At 64.2% G+C, this 17971-nt stretch carries 23 protein-coding genes, 4 tRNA genes and 1 riboswitch; of the genes, 9 read left to right on the top strand and 18 right to left on the bottom strand.

Going from position 1 to position 17971, the window contains the following annotated elements; all coding sequences use genetic code 11:
- Positions 1 to 15 precede the first annotated feature (15 nt).
- Positions 16 to 1302, bottom strand: a complete 1287-nt coding sequence (locus AC5P8C_RS11285) for a nucleotide sugar dehydrogenase (protein ID WP_019658900.1) — start codon at positions 1300 to 1302, stop codon at positions 16 to 18.
- 142 nt (positions 1303 to 1444) lie between these two features.
- The gene (locus AC5P8C_RS11280; RefSeq protein ID WP_019658901.1) at positions 1445 to 1879 is read right to left on the bottom strand and encodes a BLUF domain-containing protein; all 435 of its coding nucleotides are present in this window, start codon (positions 1877 to 1879) and stop codon (positions 1445 to 1447) included.
- A 132-nt stretch (positions 1880 to 2011) separates the two neighbouring features.
- Between AC5P8C_RS11280 and AC5P8C_RS11275 the strand changes: the two genes are divergently transcribed.
- Positions 2012 to 2098: transfer RNA gene (locus tag AC5P8C_RS11275), tRNA-Leu, on the top strand.
- Between the two features lie 23 nt (positions 2099 to 2121).
- Here the strand turns inward: AC5P8C_RS11275 and hemN are convergent.
- Together hemN and AC5P8C_RS11265 are read right to left on the bottom strand one after the other, a co-directional pair.
- Positions 2122 to 3531 carry an oxygen-independent coproporphyrinogen III oxidase gene (hemN, locus tag AC5P8C_RS11270; protein WP_019658967.1) on the bottom strand — a complete coding sequence of 470 codons (1410 nt, stop codon included), beginning with the start codon at positions 3529 to 3531 and terminating at the stop codon, positions 2122 to 2124.
- Between the two features lie 44 nt (positions 3532 to 3575).
- Entirely contained in the window at positions 3576 to 4016 is a 441-nt protein-coding gene (locus tag AC5P8C_RS11265; RefSeq protein ID WP_495218763.1) for a group III truncated hemoglobin, read from the bottom strand.
- A 179-nt stretch (positions 4017 to 4195) separates the two neighbouring features.
- On the opposite strand from AC5P8C_RS11265, the gene AC5P8C_RS11260 reads away from it, so the two are divergent.
- The gene (locus tag AC5P8C_RS11260) at positions 4196 to 4483 is read left to right on the top strand and encodes a hypothetical protein (RefSeq protein ID WP_019658969.1); all 288 of its coding nucleotides are present in this window, start codon (positions 4196 to 4198) and stop codon (positions 4481 to 4483) included.
- The gene (locus AC5P8C_RS11255; RefSeq protein WP_495218762.1) at positions 4480 to 5529 is read left to right on the top strand and encodes a 4Fe-4S dicluster domain-containing protein; all 1050 of its coding nucleotides are present in this window, start codon (positions 4480 to 4482) and stop codon (positions 5527 to 5529) included. Before AC5P8C_RS11260 ends, AC5P8C_RS11255 begins: the two co-directional genes overlap by 4 nt.
- Position 5530: 1 nt before the next feature.
- On the opposite strand, the gene AC5P8C_RS11250 is transcribed toward AC5P8C_RS11255, so the two are convergent.
- The gene (locus AC5P8C_RS11250; protein WP_019658971.1) at positions 5531 to 5767 is read right to left on the bottom strand and encodes a hypothetical protein; all 237 of its coding nucleotides are present in this window, start codon (positions 5765 to 5767) and stop codon (positions 5531 to 5533) included.
- A 353-nt stretch (positions 5768 to 6120) separates the two neighbouring features.
- Positions 6121 to 6330 (bottom strand): helix-turn-helix domain-containing protein, encoded by a 210-nt coding sequence (locus AC5P8C_RS11245; RefSeq protein ID WP_019658972.1) that lies wholly within the window; start codon positions 6328 to 6330, stop codon positions 6121 to 6123.
- 111 nt (positions 6331 to 6441) lie between these two features.
- Here AC5P8C_RS11245 and AC5P8C_RS11240 point away from each other — a divergent pair, with 111 nt between their 5' ends.
- Positions 6442 to 6843, top strand: a complete 402-nt coding sequence (locus AC5P8C_RS11240; protein ID WP_019658973.1) for an XRE family transcriptional regulator — start codon at positions 6442 to 6444, stop codon at positions 6841 to 6843.
- Between the two features lie 22 nt (positions 6844 to 6865).
- A riboswitch (Fluoride riboswitch) is annotated at positions 6866 to 6929 on the top strand.
- 82 nt (positions 6930 to 7011) lie between these two features.
- Positions 7012 to 7404: a fluoride efflux transporter CrcB gene (crcB, locus tag AC5P8C_RS11235; protein ID WP_019658974.1), complete on the top strand. Its 393-nt coding sequence runs from the start codon at positions 7012 to 7014 to the stop codon at positions 7402 to 7404.
- A 4-nt stretch (positions 7405 to 7408) separates the two neighbouring features.
- Here crcB and AC5P8C_RS11230 read toward each other — a convergent pair whose 3' ends face one another.
- Positions 7409 to 8242, bottom strand: coding sequence for an AraC family transcriptional regulator (locus AC5P8C_RS11230; protein ID WP_019658975.1), 834 nt, complete (start codon positions 8240 to 8242; stop codon positions 7409 to 7411).
- A 173-nt stretch (positions 8243 to 8415) separates the two neighbouring features.
- Between AC5P8C_RS11230 and AC5P8C_RS11225 the strand changes: the two genes are divergently transcribed.
- On the top strand, positions 8416 to 9492 hold the full coding sequence (locus AC5P8C_RS11225) for an alpha/beta hydrolase family protein (protein ID WP_495218761.1): 1077 nt from the start codon (positions 8416 to 8418) through the stop codon (positions 9490 to 9492).
- 22 nt (positions 9493 to 9514) lie between these two features.
- On the opposite strand, the gene AC5P8C_RS11220 is transcribed toward AC5P8C_RS11225, so the two are convergent.
- The 5 genes from AC5P8C_RS11220 to AC5P8C_RS11200 all read right to left on the bottom strand — a co-directional run bounded on the left by AC5P8C_RS11220 (position 9515) and on the right by AC5P8C_RS11200 (position 13277).
- Entirely contained in the window at positions 9515 to 9784 is a 270-nt protein-coding gene (locus tag AC5P8C_RS11220; RefSeq protein ID WP_020723485.1) for a hypothetical protein, read from the bottom strand.
- Positions 9785 to 10002: 218 nt separating this feature from the next.
- Complete coding sequence (locus AC5P8C_RS11215; protein ID WP_495218760.1) at positions 10003 to 10917, bottom strand: ADP-ribosylglycohydrolase family protein; 915 nt, start codon at positions 10915 to 10917, stop codon at positions 10003 to 10005.
- A gap of 559 nt (positions 10918 to 11476) precedes the next feature.
- Complete coding sequence (locus AC5P8C_RS11210) at positions 11477 to 12001, bottom strand: hypothetical protein (RefSeq protein WP_233654138.1); 525 nt, start codon at positions 11999 to 12001, stop codon at positions 11477 to 11479.
- A 222-nt stretch (positions 12002 to 12223) separates the two neighbouring features.
- Positions 12224 to 12685 (bottom strand): PA2169 family four-helix-bundle protein, encoded by a 462-nt coding sequence (locus AC5P8C_RS11205; protein ID WP_495218759.1) that lies wholly within the window; start codon positions 12683 to 12685, stop codon positions 12224 to 12226.
- 430 nt (positions 12686 to 13115) lie between these two features.
- A complete protein-coding gene (locus tag AC5P8C_RS11200) occupies positions 13116 to 13277 on the bottom strand; it encodes a hypothetical protein (RefSeq protein ID WP_019658981.1) in 162 nt (53 codons plus the stop codon).
- A 100-nt stretch (positions 13278 to 13377) separates the two neighbouring features.
- Between AC5P8C_RS11200 and AC5P8C_RS11195 the strand changes: the two genes are divergently transcribed.
- A complete protein-coding gene (locus AC5P8C_RS11195; protein WP_019658982.1) occupies positions 13378 to 13710 on the top strand; it encodes a hypothetical protein in 333 nt (110 codons plus the stop codon).
- An 843-nt stretch (positions 13711 to 14553) separates the two neighbouring features.
- Here AC5P8C_RS11195 and AC5P8C_RS11190 read toward each other — a convergent pair.
- The 4 genes from AC5P8C_RS11190 to AC5P8C_RS11175 form a co-directional block, all read right to left on the bottom strand.
- Positions 14554 to 14784 (bottom strand): hypothetical protein, encoded by a 231-nt coding sequence (locus AC5P8C_RS11190; RefSeq protein ID WP_019658985.1) that lies wholly within the window; start codon positions 14782 to 14784, stop codon positions 14554 to 14556.
- Positions 14785 to 14910: 126 nt separating this feature from the next.
- Positions 14911 to 14984: transfer RNA gene (locus tag AC5P8C_RS11185), tRNA-Cys, on the bottom strand.
- A 66-nt stretch (positions 14985 to 15050) separates the two neighbouring features.
- Positions 15051 to 15126: transfer RNA gene (locus AC5P8C_RS11180), tRNA-Gly, on the bottom strand.
- A gap of 142 nt (positions 15127 to 15268) precedes the next feature.
- A tRNA-Gly gene (locus AC5P8C_RS11175) sits at positions 15269 to 15344 on the bottom strand.
- Positions 15345 to 15474: 130 nt separating this feature from the next.
- Here AC5P8C_RS11175 and AC5P8C_RS11170 point away from each other — a divergent pair.
- Positions 15475 to 15876, top strand: a complete 402-nt coding sequence (locus AC5P8C_RS11170) for a hypothetical protein (protein ID WP_233653016.1) — start codon at positions 15475 to 15477, stop codon at positions 15874 to 15876.
- Positions 15869 to 16297, top strand: a complete 429-nt coding sequence (locus AC5P8C_RS11165) for a hypothetical protein (RefSeq protein WP_010486062.1) — start codon at positions 15869 to 15871, stop codon at positions 16295 to 16297. The genes AC5P8C_RS11170 and AC5P8C_RS11165 overlap by 8 nt, the downstream gene beginning before the upstream one ends.
- A 22-nt stretch (positions 16298 to 16319) precedes the next feature.
- Here AC5P8C_RS11165 and AC5P8C_RS11160 read toward each other — a convergent pair whose 3' ends face one another.
- Together AC5P8C_RS11160 and AC5P8C_RS11155 are read right to left on the bottom strand one after the other, a co-directional pair.
- Entirely contained in the window at positions 16320 to 17240 is a 921-nt protein-coding gene (locus AC5P8C_RS11160) for an HlyD family secretion protein (protein WP_049412505.1), read from the bottom strand.
- The gene (locus tag AC5P8C_RS11155) at positions 17237 to 17965 is read right to left on the bottom strand and encodes an ABC transporter ATP-binding protein (protein WP_125438075.1); all 729 of its coding nucleotides are present in this window, start codon (positions 17963 to 17965) and stop codon (positions 17237 to 17239) included. Before AC5P8C_RS11155 ends, AC5P8C_RS11160 begins: the two co-directional genes overlap by 4 nt.
- Positions 17966 to 17971: the final 6 nt, after the last annotated feature.

Here is a 17971-nt window from a genome sequence, read left to right as displayed (position 1 = left end):
GTTCGCAGCCGGGGCTTACAAACGATCGTCAACCACGTTGCGCGGCCAGGCCGATTTCACGTCGTAGACCAGGCCACCGGGCGCCAGCAGCGCCCGGATTGCGGATTCATCCATCGCCTTGAAACGGGCGTGGGCCACCGCCAGCACCACCGCGTCATAGCGCCCTGCCCCGGGCTCGGCCAGCCAGTCCAGGCCCTCGCCGGTCAATGCCGCCGGGCCGACCCACGGGTCGCTTACCTCGACCCTCGCACCGGCATCGCGCAAGCGCTGTGCCAGTTCCAACGCGCGACTGTTGCGCAGGTCCGGGCAATCCTCCTTGAAGGTCACGCCCAGGACCAGGATGCGTGCATCCGCCGGCGCACGGCCACGCTCGGCCAGCATCGCCAGCACCCGAGCCGCTACGTGCTCGCCGACGCGGTTATTGACCTGTCGCGCGGTGTGGATCAGGTCCGGGTGGTAACCCACGCTCTCGGACTTGTGCAGCAGGTAGTACGGATCGACGCCGATGCAGTGACCACCGACCAGGCCCGGGCGGAACGGCAGGAAGTTCCACTTGCTGCCGGCGGCATCCAGCACGTCCTGGGTGTCGATGCCGAGCCGGTCGAAGATCAGGGCCAGCTCGTTGACCAGCGCGATGTTGACGTCACGCTGGATGTTCTCGACCACCTTGGCCGCTTCAGCCACGCGCATCGAAGGGGCCGGGAACGTACCGGCGGCAATGATGCGCTGGTACAGACCATCAATCACCGCAGCGACCTCCGGGGTCGATCCGGAGGTGATCTTGCGGATGTCGGCAAGGCGCCGCTGGCGGTCACCGGGGCTGACCCGTTCGGGGCTGTAGCCGCAGTAGAAGTCTTCGTTGAAGCGCAGGCCGGACCCTTGTTCCAGCAGCGGCACGCACACTTCCTCGGTGGTTCCGGGGTAGACCGTGGACTCGTAGATCACCAGATCTCCGGCGCGGAGATGGCTGGCAATCAGGCGCGTGGCCGAACGCAACGGCTCCAGATCGGGCTGTTCGTAGGCATCGATCGGGGTCGGCACGGTGACGATGTAGACATTGCAGGCATCAAGCAGTGCCGGATCGCTGCCGTACTGCAACAGGTGCGCACTGGCCAGCTCGTCGGCTTCCATTTCCAGTGTGTGGTCCTGGCCGCTGCGCAGCTCGGCGATGCGACCGGCGTCAATATCGAAGCCCAACGTCGGCCACTGCCGGCCAAACGCCACCGCCAACGGCAGGCCGACATAGCCCAGGCCGACCACCGCAAAACGAGGGTCACTGGCCGCCGCAACCGGCACACTCATCGGCACATCCCGTGCAATCGATGCAATCGCACATACGCTGCCATGGCTTCGGCCAACACACTCATCTGCTGCACCACTCCGGAAAACCTGCGCCAGAAAGGCTACAGCCTACCGGCCCCGGCGCCCTGCCGCCAAGGCGGGCTCAGGACCCCAACGCCACCGCCGCCGGTTCCAGCTCACCGTCGGCACCGGTCCAGGCCTGCAGCAGGCGTTCAAATCCACCGCTGCCAAGCAGGAAGCCGGGCCAAGCGGCGTCGACGATCTGCGCCAGTGGTTCTGGCTCGATGCGCCGCGTACCCATCGACCAGCGCGGAAATGCCCGCTGCACCACCGGAGCGCGGCACAGTACGTGCAGCTGCCCATGGCTGCGCGCGTTGAGGATGCGCTGGAACACCGAATCGATGCCGTCCTGCGGGCCTTCGAGATACTGCAGGAAACGGCTGCCATCGAACATCAGGACGCCGGTGACTCCAGCTACACGATTGAATGCCGTGGCATCGGCCAGCAGGCGGTCAAGATCGGTTGTCTGCAGATCGGCGCGGGCCTCGCTGGCATAGGCAATCGCGTGCAGCGACATCAGATGGCTCCCCCCCCTGGGAACGATGGCAGGGACTATGACATGAATACGATCGGCAGTTAAGCACGCGACCGCCGTGATGCAAACAGGCCGAGGCAGCGCAGGTGGGCTACAATCGGCGCCGCGCTGCTGGCCCGGATGGCGAAACTGGTAGACGCATCGGACTTAAAATCCGCCGGGGGCAACCCCATGCCGGTTCGATTCCGGCTCCGGGCACCATACGCACGCCGCGCAACCCACACTCAGATCGCCCGCGAGTAACGCGGTTGCTCGTGAGTGGCACGCAGGTACGGATCGAAGCACATCGCCAGCAACCGCAGCAGCGGTCGCCCCGGTTCGCTGGAACGCACTACGCCATCGCGGTATTCGGCCAGCCCGTCTTCCTGCAGCCGCTGTACCGAATGCAGGTCCTCGGCAAAGTACTGTTCGAAATCCACGCCGTGGCGCTGACCCAGCTGCACGCCATCGACCTCGCCCTGGCACATCAACTGCTGGATCAGTTCCGCACGCAGCTGGTCGTCAGCGCTCAGCGCCACGCCGCGCCACACCGGCAGCTGCCCCTGGTCCACGGCATCCTCCCATGACGGCAGGTCGCGCGGATTCTGGCTGTAGGTGGCACCGATGTGGCTGATCGCACTCACGCCCAGGCCGAGCAGATCGGTATCGGCGTGGGTGGTATAGCCCATGAAATTGCGATGCAGCTGCCCGGCGCGTTGTGCGCGCGACAGATCTTCTTCCGGCAATGCGAAGTGATCCATGCCGATGTACTGGTAGCCGGCCGCAGAGAGCGTCTCCACCGCCAGACCCAGCAGCGCCAGTTTGTCCTCCGGCGAAGGCAAGCGGCTTTCGTCGATCTGCTTCTGCGCACGGAACAGGTGCGGCAGATGCGCGTATCCGTACACCGCCAGGCGGTCCGGACGCAGCGCCAGCACCCTATCGAGGGTGCGGCCGAACCCCTCCAGGCTCTGCCCGGGCAGGCCGTAGATCAGGTCGACGTTGACCGAACGCATGCCGCTGTCGCGGCAGGCGCTCAGGATGTCCAGTGTCTGCTGCACGCCCTGGATGCGGTTGATCGATTCCTGCACCTGCGGGTCGAAATCCTGCACGCCCAGGCTGGCCCGGTTGAATCCCAGGCGCGCCAGCATGGCGACGTCGCGGGTGTCGATGAAGCGTGGATCGAGTTCGATCGAGAAATCGCGCTGCGGTGAATCGCTGAAATCGAAGCGCCGGCGCAGCCCTTCCACCAGCGTGGTCATCGCCTCGGCCTCGAGGAAATTCGGCGTGCCACCGCCTAGATGCAGCTGGATGACCTCACGGCCGTCCTCGAACTGCGGCGCCAGCAGGTCGGCCTCGGCCAGCACGCGCGACACATAGCTGTGGCCACGTCCGCGGTCGCGGGTGATCACCCGGTTGCAGCCACAGTAGAAGCAGGGGCTGGAACAGAACGGCACATGCACGTACAGCGACAGCGCGCGGGCCAGCTGGTTGCTGTCGGCGATCGCCTGGCGCAGCGCCGGCGCGCCGAAGCCATCGTGGAAATGGGGCGCGGTCGGATACGAGGTGTAGCGCGGCCCGGGCCGGTCGTGCCGGCGCAGCAGATCGGGGTCGAAGGTCCAGGCCAGGCCACCGGCAGCGGGAGAGAACGTGTCCATGCCCCCAGCATCGCGCCAGGCGGCCTGTGCCGCCTTGACCCAGATCAATGCTTGCCGGCGATCCCCAGTACCGGCAGGCCGACCTGCGGCCAGCGCAGCATCTGGTAGCGCCTCCAGAAGGTGTCACCGATCCGCGCAGCCACGTCGTTGGCCAGTTCCTGCATCGGCGGGTTACCGCACTCGGCAGTGGTGGCCCGGAACAGCACCAGCCAGCGATCGAACAGGTCCTTGTCCAGCTCGATGGCCATGTGCTTGGACATCGGCGAGCCCTTGAAGCGGCGAGTGCCACGCAGCATCGCCGACCAGAAATCGACCAGCTGCGCCAGGTGCCCGGGCCAGTCGTGCACGTGCGCCTCGAACACCGGTCCCAGCCGCTCTTCCGCTCGCACGCGGGCATAGAAATCGTGGACCAGTCGAGTCACTTCCTGCTCGGTGCACAACCCGGGCGAGGCGACGGGGAGGACAGGCGGCTGTGTTGCGTTCATCGGGGCATCCAAAGCTTGCAGGCAGGCTGCCGCACCCAGGCGGCAGCGCCGTTGATCCAGATCAATGTCGGCGCAATCCGCTGCGCCTAGGCTGGCACGCTTGCAGGAAGCATGCCCTGCGGATACGGCGCCGATCCTGGCGAAGTATACGCGCCGCCCACTTTTCGATCGGGGACAGCATGAACAGACCTTTTCCCAACCGCCGCCAGCGGCTGATCCAGCACTGGGGCGCGATCCTCTGGCCCAGCTTCATCGCCGCCGGCGTTGCCAGCGTGGTGTTCTTCGCCTTCGTCGATCCATTGCGCCTGCAGGCCATCAGTTTCCCGGGCACCGCCATCAGCCGCGAACTGGGCTATACGGCAGGATTCTTCATGTTCTGGTCGGTCACTGCACTGTCCAGCGCGGTCACCTGGTACCTGCAGCGGCCCCTGCCGGGCGATGACGACGAGGAGCTGCCGCTGGGATGAGCACGTCCTGCACCCGGGTACCCCGTCCCTGGCATTGGCGCGGCAGGCTCAGCGCTGCCCTGCTGGTGGTGTTCTACGCACTTCCGTGGCTGCGCTGGGAAGGACGCCAGGCGCTGCTGCTGGACATCAGCGCGCGGCGATTCGACCTGTTTGGCTGGACCTTGTGGCCCGGCGACGTCGGCGCGCTGATCGGCCTGCTGGCGGTACTGGTAGTAAGCCTCGCGCTGCTGACCCACCTCGCCGGCCGCGTCTGGTGCGGCCACGCCTGCCCGCAGACGCTGTGGCGCCGTGCCTTCGACTGGATCGCCCGCAGCGCGGCGCGGGTACTGCCCGCACCTGCGGCAGGCCCAGCCACCCAGCTGGCCTGGGGCCTGCTGTCAGTGTGGACCGGCATCACCTTCGTCGGCCTGTTCAGCCCGATCAGCGGATTGCTGGCCGCCGCGCCAAGCGCTGGCTGGAGCGGCTGGGAAACGTTCTGGGTGCTGTTCTACGCCGCCGCCACCTGGGGAAACGCCGGTTTCCTGCGTGAGCAGGTGTGCCGTTCGCTGTGCCCGTTCGCACGCATGCAGCCGCTGCTGACCGATCCGCATACGCCGCGCATGCTGTACGACGCCCGCCGCGGTGAGCCGCGCGGGCCACGCCCGTCCGGTCTCGGCGGGGTGCTGGGCCGTGGCCGCGGCCTGCTCGACCCGACCACTGCGCAGGACTACGTATTCCGCGCTGCGCATCCGCTGCTGGCAGGACCGATGCCGACCTTCAGCGCCGACCGCCTGGGTGACTGCACCGACTGCGCAGCCTGCGTCCGTGCCTGCCCGATGCAACTGGACATCCGCCAGGGACCGCAGGCCGATTGCCTGGCCTGTGGCGCCTGCCTGGAGGCCTGCGCACAACAACAGCTCCGGGCCGGTTTCGGTCCTGGGCTGGTGCGCTACTGCAGTCCGCAGGCGATGGCCGGACAACCGAAGCGCCTGTGGCGACCCCGGACGGTGGCCCTGCTGTCCTTGTTGCTCGCGCTGCTTGCCTGCGGCGCCTGGCGCCTGCTCTGAATCAACGCGACGCGTTGGCGTGCGGCGGCACAAGCTGGGCGCGCCGGACGATGCCCAACTGTTCGATGATCAGCGCCATCTCGTTGGTGACTTCGGTACGCTCGGTCCCCTGTGGGACCAGGCGATCCAGCACCTGCTGGTAGGTATCCCAGAACGCCGGACCGCATCCGTGTTTGTGATAACTGGCTTCCAGTTCGCGGCGTACCCGTTCAGCCAAGCCATTCATGCCGTATTCCATACGACCTCCGTTGGACTTGTTCTGCATCGTTGACGGTCTACCGACTCACTTGCGTGCTACTGAAAGACTCCCAGGCTTCACGACTGGTTGACTCCAATTAGTCACAGATTTCACGACAGGTCAATTACATGCAGCGACTTTCGTGATTGAAATTATTAATCGTTCACGAAACTACATACGGGGCCCTGGGGGTGCCGGATGGGGTGAAGCCGACAGGCGTCTGGAAGCACAGCACGACGTCCACAGTAGGCGGCACTGATTATCAGCTTGGGATCGATTGAACTTGTCTATTTTGCTAAGTGTACTTAGCACATCGGGCTAAGCAGGCTGGATGCGACAAAAGGCGGCGCAAATCAGATGGATTCGTCTGCCCGCGCTTCAGTTGTCGGAAAAAGGTTCGGGTAGCGCTGATGGAGGATGTACTGCCGCAATGGAGGAATGGGAAAGTCCCTCGGCCATTGCGACACTGCGGAACGGCTGATGCCAAAGAAGCGCGCCAGTTCCGCGTCGGTGCGGAATCCCAGCCGGGTTCGTACCTGCCGCTTGCTCCAGAATTCGGTCACGGTCGGTCCTTCTGTTAACCAGACTGATTCTTGCGGCAAGGCTTCTTCGCAATCCACGCGTTAAGCTGGCTTGCATAGATGAATACTCTCGGCCAACGACTCGCGGCAGCCATGAAGAAAGCCGGGCACCCACGCCCGGCCGATCTGGCACGCGCCGCCAAATCAACGACAGCAACCATCAGCAACTGGCTCAACGACCACGTGAGCGCCTCGCACGTAAAGGCCGAACAGCTGTTCCGCATCGCCGATGCGGCCAAGCTGGACGCACGCGAGCTGCTGTACGGGGTCAGCGGGCTTGGCGTCGGTGAGCCTGGCAATGCCTACATCCCCAGCCAGGCCCACCTGGATGTCTGGCAGGACGCCTACGAGCTGGTCAGCCATCTGGTGGCCGAGAACGGTCTGGAGATCGACCACCGGCGCCACGCGGCCTTGGATCTGCTCGCGTTTGAACTGCTGATGGACGGCTTCAGCCGCAGCAAGGTTGCCCGGGTTCTGACGACCTCGATGACGTAAATGCACCGCCGCTGGTAGCATGGGCCTTGATGGGGATGGGGCTCCCCCGATAACCGCCTGAGAAGGCTGATGGCTCCTGCCATGACGAATCCGGTGTTCGTCGACGGCGGGTCGTGCCTGCCCTCGGCGTTCGCCATTGACCCTGCGAACCCGTATTCGAGGCACCCCATGCACGCACTGAACGGCTATTTCCTGGTCTTCATCGGAGGCGGCATCGGTGCCTGCCTGCGCCACGCCTGCAATCTGCTCGGCGCGCGGGTAGGGGCCGGCAGTCCCTGGCCCTGGTCGACCTTCCTGATCAACATCAGCGGCGCGCTCCTGATGGGCGTCGTGGTCGAGGTCTTCGCGATGCGCAATGGCGCCTCGCCACAGCTGCGATTGTTGCTGGCCACCGGCATCCTCGGCGGCTACACCACGTTTTCCACCTATGCACTGGAGATCGGCCTGCTGCTGCAGCGCGGCCAGCATGGGCTGGCGGCCCTGTATGCCGGCGGCTCGGTGGCACTGGGCCTGGCCGGCCTGTTCGGCGGCATGAAGCTGGCCCGGCTGCTGCTGGGCTGAGCGCTCAGGCCGCGCTGGCCCGGGTCTGCCCGCGCCATTCCCGCGGCGACAGCCCGGTATGCGCCTTGAACGCGCGCGACAGCGCGGCTTCGCTGCCATAACCCACGTCGTCGGCAATCCGTTTCAGCGGGCGCCCCTGACGCAGTGCCTGCTGCGCCAGGCCCACCCGCCAACCCTGCAGGTACTGCCCGGGCGTGGTACCCATCGCCTCGCGGAAACTGGCAGCAAACACGCTGCGTGACATGCCGGCAACCTCGGCCAGGTCTTCCAGGGTCCAGGACTGTGCGGGCGCCTCATGCATTGCTACCAGTGCCAGCCGCAGCCGTGGATGACCCAGCCCGGCAAACAGGCCACCACGCATCCCGCCCCCTTCCATCAGCTGGCGCAGCACCTGGATCATCACTACCTCGAACAACCGGTTGACCATCACCGCACGCCCGCAGCGCTGCTCGAAGGCCTCCTCGAACAGCAGTTCCAGCGCTGCGTTGCCGCCATGGAGATCCGCCAGCGGCATGCAGATGAAATCGGGCAACGCGGCGCTGATCGGGTTGAGCCGACCGCCCTCGAAATGCAGGTTGGCGCAGGCCATGTCGGCGCCGTGCTGCGGATCAGTGCTGAAGCGATGCGGCATCGGTCGCGGGTACAGCAGCAGGCTGGGGACCTCGACCTGCACGGTCTGCCGGCCGTGGCTGACCTGCAACGGGCCGCGCCGCACCAGGTGCAGCTGCCCGGCCTCATTCTCCCCCTCCAGCATGTTGATACCGCACAGCGCACCGGCATGGAACACCGAGGCAGTGACCGCAAAGCGTTCAAGCAGAATGGCGAGACGGTCGACCATGACGGGACCCTGGGTAAAGTAGAAAGAGATCAAGGCGACACATCGTATCGGAATCCTCCCGTAGCGGACGTGATCGACTCGGGGAGCGCCCCCCGCCCTTCCTGCGGCAGTGCAGCGCGCGCAGGCTGCTGGCGGGGTCTAAGCTGACGCCATTTCCGGATGGAATGCTCGTGATGTGTCGCTTGCTACGATGTGCCCTCACCCTCGCCCTGCTATTCCCGGCGACACCGGTGTTGGCCGCACCCGCTGCATCACCGCGCACGTTCAGTGGCGAGCTGCAGAGGGCCCCGTGGCGCCTGGACGTGCCGGCTGACTGGAACGGTGACCTGGTGATGCTGGCGCACGGCTACGAGCCGGTAGGCATGCCACGTGCTACGCCAATGGCTGCCAATGACGGCACCGCGCCACTGCTGGCTGCAGGCTACGCCGTCGCGCAGAGCGCCTATGCCAGCCAGGGCTGGGCGGTGGCCGATGCGATCACCGACATGGAACGCCTGCGCCGGCATGCAGTGGCTGAACTCAAGCATGTGCGCCATATCTGGATGCTGGGATTTTCGATGGGCGGCGCCGTGACCCTCGCCAGCCTCGAGCGGTTCCCGCAACACTACGCCGGTGGTGTGTCGCTATGCGGCGCCAATCTCAGTGGCGAACAGATCGCGAGTGATCTGCTGACCACGCTGGTCGCTTTCGATTACTTCTTTGCCAAGGCCGAAGGCCTGCCGGCTGCGGGCCTGGTCTCACGCGACGCGGCTGCGCTGCCACAGGGCGAACTGTACCAGGGCATCTCCAATGCGCTGCAACGCAGCCCCTCGCATGCCGCGTTGCTGGCACAGCGGCTGCAGGTGTCCGCTGATGCACTGGCCGGCACGATCAGCCTGCATGCTCTGGTCCTGCACGAACTGGCCACGCGCAGTGGCGGCATGCCGGTGGGCAACAGAGGCGTGGCTTACAGCGGCTTCGGTGACGACATGGCGTTCAATGCCGGCGTGCAACGTGTCGATGCCGTGCCTGCCGCGCAGGCCGCTGTCCGCAGGGAGCTGGCATTGAGCGGTGCGTTGAGGCGACCGCTGGTGATCCAGTTCAACAACAACGACCCGACGATCGTGCCGCGCATGCAGACAGTGTATCCGCAGACGGCCGCACGGGCCGGCGCCCGTCCGCTGCCACAGGTGCTGCCGCGCGTTGGCGAGGGCCATTGTGGCTTCTCCGGCGCGCAGATCATCGAGGCGTTGAAGGCCGCGCAGCGTTGAACAATCGCGGCCCGCGCGCAGCTCAGCCGCCCAGCGTGCCCATCGTGAAGGTGTAGCCCGAGCTCATCAGGAATTCGCGCATGCGCATTTCCGCGCGACGCGGCGAAGCCAGATTGGCCGGCGCATAGAGGGCGTAGACCAGGCCCGACCCCTCGATATGCTCACGGCGCACCCCGCAGCGGGCGGTTTCCGAAGCGATGATCCAGCCATCCTTCAACCGGTCCGGCCCGATGGATTGCCCGTTCTTCAAGCGAAAGGTCAACCAGCGCACATCTGCCGTGACTTTGCTCATTTCCGTTTCGCTCCGTGGCTGGAACGACGCGTGATGTCCTTGCTCGCCATTGCGGCTCCCTGAGACGTGGAACTCGACCATAGCGCCTTTCCATGTCGTGGCCGGCTGAGACTGGCGACCGGGGCGCGGCGAACGGCTGCAGGTGAAGCAGCGCGGCGTCGGAAATGGCGGCCGCAGGGAGCGCCCTGCCGGCGCAGTTCACAGGCAGGGAACCCGACTTACGCAGCGCGGTCGCTGGCCTGGTTCAAGGCGTGCAGCGCATCGGCCAGCGCCTGGATTTCGGCACGCAGGGCCAGCCGCTGCAACCACCGCCCGGGGATTCCGCGCGCACCATGGAATGCGCCCGCCAGCTGCCCCGCAATGGCGGCCGTGGTGTCGGCGTCCTCGCCAAGATTGGCCGCCTCGAGTACGACGGCTTCAAAGGTGTCGTGGCGATCAAAGCACCAGAGTGCAGCTTCCAGACTGTCGACAACATAGCCATTGCCACGGATCTGCTCACGCGCGGCACCGCGGTAGCCGCCCGCCGCGATCTGCTGCAGCCGCACGCTCTCGACGGGAACATTGCTGAGATCCAGCACCCCGTCACGGGTGCCGCCTGCCAACGCCCGCTCCAGCGCGACGGCCAGCAGGCGGCACGCCTCCAGGCACTCCTGCGCAGCGTGCGTCGTTCGCGAACTCAGCTCGGCCATTGCCTGCAGGTCGGGAGTCCCGGCGTAGCGCAATGCCACCGGCGCCAAACGCATGATCGAGCCATTGCCGGCGCTGCGTGGGTCGTCACTACCCGCCAGCGGTTGGCCGTCCTGCAGGAACCGGTCGATGGCAGCCCGCGTTGCCATACCGATATCGAAGCACTCGCCGGTCGCACTCCAGTACCCATGCCGGTACCAGTTGGCGTAGCGGTTCATCTGATCGTGCACATCCAAGGTGTCACAACGCACCAGGCTCTCGGCCAGGCACATCGCCATGGAGGTATCGTCGGTCCATTGCCCCGGCTGCAGCTGGAACGGCCCACCGCCCACCATGTCGGTGATCGGGGTGAAGCTGCCACGAGGCTTGAACTCCAGCGTGGTACCGACGGCATCGCCGCACGCCAGGCCGAGCAAGGTGCCGCGGAAGTGATCAATCTGGCTCATCACACGAGTGTAGCGCCACCGCATCTGCCATAACTGACAGCCGGGCGGTGATCGCGAGCGGGGAACTGATCGCAGCCAAACAAAAAAGCCCTGACCGGAGTCAGGGCTTTTCAATTGGAGGCCTCAAGCGGAATCGAACCGCTGTAAACGGATTTGCAATCCGCGCCACTCCATTTGACATCAACACCTTAGACCTGCTCGACACCCAAGCTGCCACCGCAGTCGCTATCGGCCGTGGCACGCGCGTCCCCGGCTCGCGACGCACTGTCGCGCTTGCCACGAGTAGCCGATCTTGCACCCGGCCTAACACTATCAAGCTCGGGAACCGGGGTCGGCTGTTAGTCCATCCGGCGCACAGAAACTACCCTATGCCCTAGTAGTTACGGTTACAGCGCGCAAGCACCCCGACCTTTATGACAGGGTATTGCGGGCGTATCCAACTCTGGCTGCAATCCGTCCGAGAACCAGGCTGCCCGTGGTCGTGCGAGCTTAGGCCTCCGGGCAGATTGCAAAGAGCAGTCCATGGGACACCGGTTTTAGCCGACCGGGGACGGGGCGGTCACGCCCCGTCCTGAGCCATTCCGGAATTGTGAGGTGGCATCCTCCCAGCCCTTACCCACCCCTTCATCGGGTCTTTCGCTCTGGGCTTGGTCTCTTTCGGCGGTCGGCGCGGTTCAAGCGCCGCCTTGATCCGCTCGACTTCCCTCGTTCCGGCCTCGGCCAGACGCCGGGCCTGTTGCTGCTGCTCGCGGGTCGGCGGCAGGCCGGGCAGCGGTTCGAGCGGCTCGGCCAAGGTCGTGTCGAGCAACCGCGCCACAGCGGCGCGCAGGCGCATCTCCGGGTACAGCCTAGCCGCGCACCAGCGCTCGGCGTAGCGCTTACCTTGAGACACGCTGGCGGCGAAGACCTTCTTGGTCTCGAAGATCTTTCGCGCATCTAGGTGAAGCCGCGCACCACGGCCGGGAGCCGGAGTGATATTGGCGACCGAGCGCCCGTTCCACCACAGATCCAACCGTTCCCCTGTCTGGACCCAGCCAGACGGGATCGGCACGGTGCGGAAGCCTTGGTAGGTGGCGGAAATCATGACCGGAAGGATACGACCGGCCGTCGCACACGCTGCGAACGCGGCAGCGACCTGCCTGAATCGTTCGGGATGGGCGCCGGCGCGGTGCTGCTTAGCGATGGTGCCAAGCAATTGACTGAACTTGGTCAACAAGCTAGCCAGACAAGCCAGGGCAACGACTCCGCAATCAGGCCTACGCGCAGGGCATCTACGGCGTATCAGTTTGCTGCGAAAAGTTCGACTTCAGTGCGGATGCATCGATTGCAGCCGATTCACCATCACGGAATGGCATTCACTGACCTTGGGGATCATCTGCGCAACCTCCCTCTTCACGTCCTGAGACAGGTCCGGATCATTGAGAACTTCGTTGAATGTCTGAACGAGACGCGCTTCAGACTTCTCCAACTCTTTCACATATTGGTACTGGGTCTCGCCAAACGCGGCGAGCATCTTCCCATAGTACTGATGCATCGCGCCCACGAATGTGCCTCGCTCTGCGGGGCGACCACCACTTGTGGAAACAATTTTACTGATCTCTTCGACCAGCTCGCCTTTAACCCCTGCAATGCCCATGAAGAGATCAGAAAGCTCCGAGCTCTCTATTCGATCCGAGGCTTCCTCATAGAACGCCTTCCCGTCTCGCGATATCTCTATCAAGTCATTGAGGCGGCTCTCAATTCTAGACTGCATGGTTTGAAGGCCCATGGCACTTCTCCCTAATTGGTTCAATCGCAAATTTCGAAGCCGTGTCCGTCACGCTGCCGACTTGTAGCCGGAGGGGAAACAGCTATTTGGATGCGGCCCTCCTCGCATATAGAAGGACAGTCTCCTCATCTTTGATAGCGATCTTTACTGAGGAAAGCCATCTACTTGCAGCCCCCGAGTTCTCAATCAGAACGGCGAGATCGTCGCATAGGCAATTGGCACATAGATAGCCGCCAGGACTTGGTCTCCGGCACCTTTTGCATGGCAGCAACGTGGTCTCAGACGGGCTCCGAAGTTGATATGCCACCCGCACCATCAAAGCCTCTGCGTCTGTGCTCCTGTCTCTCAGCCTGTTCATGCACTTCGCTCCTTCTACAGAAAGGGGCAGCGCAAACCTGCGCCACCCTCTTTCAACTACTCACAGTCGATCTTACTTGTTCGACTTATGAGCTCCGCCTTCATTGGCATTACGCTCTTTGGACTCCTTGTCCTGGCGTTCTTGCTCCTGTTGCTGTTGCTTCTGCTTCCCTGCATCCGGCTCCGCCACAGCGGGCTTGTTGGTATTGGATGCATCACGTTTGAAGTCATTCATAGCTTTACTCCATCGCGGTGGACTCACCGCACTGGAAGGATGCGCGCCGCCCCGTTAGCTGCAGGTCGCTTTCCAAGAGAAGACTGAACCGAGCACATGAATGAGCCCATTCGACCAACAGGCGTACACTGACCTTGGCGCATTCGAGGAAAATGCCATGAGCAGGGATACAAGCTTCGTTGATGTCGAACGAGAGATCATCTATTGGCGCGTGCACTTCGGCTCCGGTGCATTTCCTGGAGCCAGCTTCGGCCTAGATATTCAACCGATCATCAAAATCGCATGCGACATCTACACAAGAGATCCACATGGGAGCCGTGAAGCCTGGCTTGACGATCTAGTGAGGAGACTCAACATGCGATCACGCGACATGAGCAATGAGACCGCCGCCAGAGAATTTGCTTCTCGATGCTGGGACCACCTCCTCCACTGATGAAGGACCCGACTTCACTCACACTGCATTTCTCAAGCAAGAGCGCCCCAAGCCAAGCCGCCTGCGGGCAAATAGAACGATGATGGACGGCGCAGTTCTACGCCGCCCACTCAAGTTTTACGCTAACTGCTCCTACTTGCATTTTTGAGACTTCAGCCCTCTAGATCATGTTCCACTAGATTCGCGCACAGGCCTCACTGAACATCTTGAGCTGGATTTGCTGCTCGCAGGAAAGCAGCCTCAATGGAACGGTCGCTTCTGCGCCGAGCATGTACCCGTATCGCTTGAAGCCTTTCACTCCGATACTTGACCCGTATCCATATCGCTCGCAGCCCTTCAAGTTGGTGCTGGATGCGTACCTGTAGCCCTCGACGTCGTTCATACATAAATCACTCCATCGCGATGAACTCACCGCCAGACGATGGTGCGCCTTGGCACGTTACCGCCCCGCGACGCTTCACGAGAAAGATGAACCTATGACGTGGCTAGCTTGTGGTGAAGCCGACAATCCCGCCGCTCTCGCGAGGGCGACGGGGCCACCGCCAATGCCAGGTGCTGAGATCACCTGTGTTGCGGCGCTGCCCGGATGCTTGCCGGCATCCGGGCGGCGCCCTGTCTTGCTAGATGGTCACTTCGATGAGCGGCATGTTGGGTGCGGCCTCAATCAGGCGCCCACGTCTGACCCACACGTTGTATGGAATGGCCAACTGGAGCTGGCCAAAGGCCCGCATCTGCACCCCGTCATAAGTGGTCAACGTGCTGGTGCCGTCACTGTTGTGAGCGGTGACTGTCGCGAGCAAGCGAGGGCTACTGCTTACCAACTCGCCAAATTGATCCCAGAGGTCAGTCCGCATCGGTGTAGTGCCTCTCCAGGGTTGCCGTTTGCTCGATCACCACGGCCCGATCGTCCGCCGAGACCTCGATGCGCAGCGACTCGCACTCCGCCTCCGAGGCGAAGCTCAGATAGACAGGCTGGGCAGCAGCCCCGCCCGTTTGATCGTGTACTGCCAGGAGTCGCCCCGGCGTCGCTTGGTTGCCATCCCTGCTCAACTCACGTAAACGCACTCGGCGCATGTTAACGCGAGTTTGCCACCCGAAAACGGGTGGCAGACCGATGATTTTGGGGGCGAATCAGGGGATCCCGGCCTCGGGCTCCGAACGCTAGGCAAAGAAAAAGCCCTGATAAATCAGGGCTTTATTTGGAGGCCTCAAGCGGAATCGAACCGCTGTAAACGGATTTGCAATCCGGTGCATAGCCACTCTGCCATGAGGCCAACGTACTTCACGCCAGGAACGTAGCCCTGACAAGACAAAACCCCAAGATGGGGCCTGTCGGAACATGGAGCGGGAAACGAGACTCGAACTCGCGACCTCAACCTTGGCAAGGTTGCGCTCTACCAACTGAGCTATTCCCGCGTAGACCGACATGCTACCGGAAATCCGGAAAACACACCAGCGATTTCACCTTTCTGACTGCGCGTAAAGCCTTGTGGCCCAACGTGCCCCGCCTTGCCGTGGCGGGAGAAAAACAAGGCCCCTACCGGGGCCCTGTAGAATCTGGAGCGGGAAACGAGACTCGAACTCGCGACCTCAACCTTGGCAAGGTTGCGCTCTACCAACTGAGCTATTCCCGCAGATTCCGTTCGACCTGCGTCAAAGGAGCGCCATTGTGTCCAAATTCCTTCACGCCGTCAACAGTCTTCACATCATGCGGTCACAGGCGTCCGCGCTGGGGTACGCTGCCCCGCCCAGCCCCTTGCGCCCATGCTCCTTCGCGGCTCGCCCCTGTTGATCGCCCTGCTGCTGCATCTGCTGGTGGCCCTGCTGTACTGGGCACTGATACCACTGGGAATGAACGGGTATCGCGACCATTTCGGCTTCACTTCCCATCGGGACATCGGCCTGGGCATCGCCCAGTTTTATCTGTTCTGGATGTTCATTGGCGCGCAGCCGCTGATCGCAGTGCTGCGGCCGCTCTTCGCCAAGCTGCTGGTGCTGGCCATTCCCTTGGCATTCGCAACCTGGACACTGATGCACAACCACCCGCTGCGTCTGCTGTACTTCACGGTCGGGCCCGGCCTGCTGGCACTGGCCGCGATCGCCATATCCTTGCGCCATGCATCACGTAGCCACTTGCCCACCACCACGGGCACCGCCGATGCCTAGACGCTACGTCCGCCTGTTCTGGCTGCTGGTCGCGCTCACATGGCTGGCGCTGATCGCCGCGCTGGTCAATGCCGGCTTCACCCCGGACTACTGGCTGCTGCATCACCTGGAAGGCGCCGAGCTGCCCTATCCGACCAGCACCGTCATCGTGTTCGCGTTGCTGGGTACGGTTGAACTGGTGGTGGCCGCCTTGATCGTGCGGCCGTGGCGACTGAAACGACTGTGGCTGCGCCTGTTGATCGCCTTCGTTCTGCTGCTGGCGTGGTCGGTACCGTGGATGCTGTCGGCCATGCACCAGCCGCCGGTGCATGGCATGCACCTGCTGTGGTTGCTGCTGCTGGACGTGGGCCTGCTACTGGCACTGTGCGCGGTGTCGGCGGTGAGCGCGTGGCGGGCACTCAGGCATCGAAAGGGCCCATAGACGGCCCCACCCAACGCCAGGCCTACTTCAGGAACTCCACCCGCACGTGCTGGCCGAAGCGCGCCTTGGCTTGCCCGTCGAACTCCAGCACGCACTCCACCACCTTGGCCACGCCACGCCCTGCGTCTTCAGGCAGGCGCGCCTGCGCGAACACCGGGCTGATGCGCACCACGCGTGCCGGCGGCAGCGTGCCGGTGTTCTCGGCGCCATCGCTGTCCGGCACGACGGTAGCCTTCATGCCCACCTGCACGGCATCGGCATAGGCGGCGCTCAGTTCGGCACGCACCTGCAGCGGACGCGCCGGCAACAGCGAGATCGCCGGCTTGCCGGCCTGCACGAAGGCGCCAAGGCCCGGCACCTGGCCGACCACGGTGCCGGCTTCCGGTGCGCTCAACGACATCTGCTGCAGTTTCAGCCTGGCATGTTCCAGCTTGTGCTGGGCCATGTCGACCTGCGCACCGGCCACGTCGACATCGGCGCGCACACCAGCCAACTGCTGCTTGGCCGCATCGGCCTGCTGGTTGGACGACACGCCTTCGCTGGCGCCGGTGGACAGGCGGGTGGCGTTGCGCTCCAGCTCGCGCAGCTGCGCCTGGCTGCCCTTCAGGCGGTCATTGGCCAACGCCAGGTCGGCGGTGGCCATTGCGACTTCCTGCTGCAACAGGGCGCCATCCAGCGACAGCAACAGCTGCCCCTTTTTCACCACGGCGCCTTCCTTCACCGGCGCAGCGGTGATCGAGCCATCCACCGGCGGCGCCAGTGCGATCAGCCCGCCTTCGACGTCGATGATGCCGCGCGCCACCGCGACCTTGCCGGCGGCGGCAGCATCAGTCTTGCCCGAAGGCGCCGGTGCAGCCGCGGGCGCTTCCTTGGAGCAGGCACCGAGCAGCAATGCCGCCGACAGGGCCAGGCTGAGGGTAAGCAGGTGCGACATCTTGGTCATGGGGCGGACTCTACAGTTTGATTCTGGCGGCGGTCACCACGGACCATGCCGTCTTCCATGGCGATCACCCGATCGGCATGCCGGATCAGGCGCGGATCGTGGCTCACGCACAGCACGGTGGCGCCATGCGCACGTGCGTAGCGATGCAGGATGTCAATCACGCGCTGGCCGTTCTCGGCGTCCAGCGCGCTGGTGGGTTCGTCGGCGAAGATCAGCGTCGGCGACTTGGCGAAGGCGCGGGCAACGGCTACACGCTGCTTCTCACCGCCGGACAACTGCGCCGGTCGCATGTGGCTGCGATGGCTGAGGCCCACTTCTTCCAGCGCCTTGCGGGCCAGCGGCTCGCTTTCGCGATTGCTCATCCCGCGGTAGCCCAGCGGCAGCTGCACCTGCTCCAGCGCAGTCAGTGCCGGGAACAGATTGAAGCCCTGGAACACGAAGCCGACATGATGCAGGCGGAAGCGCTCCACCTCGCTGCGGGTCATGTGGCCCACATCCTGGCCGAGTGCGTGCACGCGGCCACCATCGGGCGCGGACAGGCCGGACAGCAACGACAACAGCGTGCTCTTGCCGCAACCCGACGGGCCCGATACCAGGGTCAGCTCGCCGGGGTAGATGTCCAGCGACAGCCCGCGCAGCACCGGCACCTGCACGTCGCCGGACATGAAGCCCTTTTCCAGTGCATCGGCCCGCAGAGCCGGGGCGACGGCGCGTATGGAAGTCATCGGCCG

The sequence above is a fragment of the Stenotrophomonas sp. YJH_SMC_46 genome, from assembly GCF_059370315.1.
Note: the sequence above shows the minus strand (reverse complement) of the source record. Positions and strands in the feature narration are given on the sequence as shown.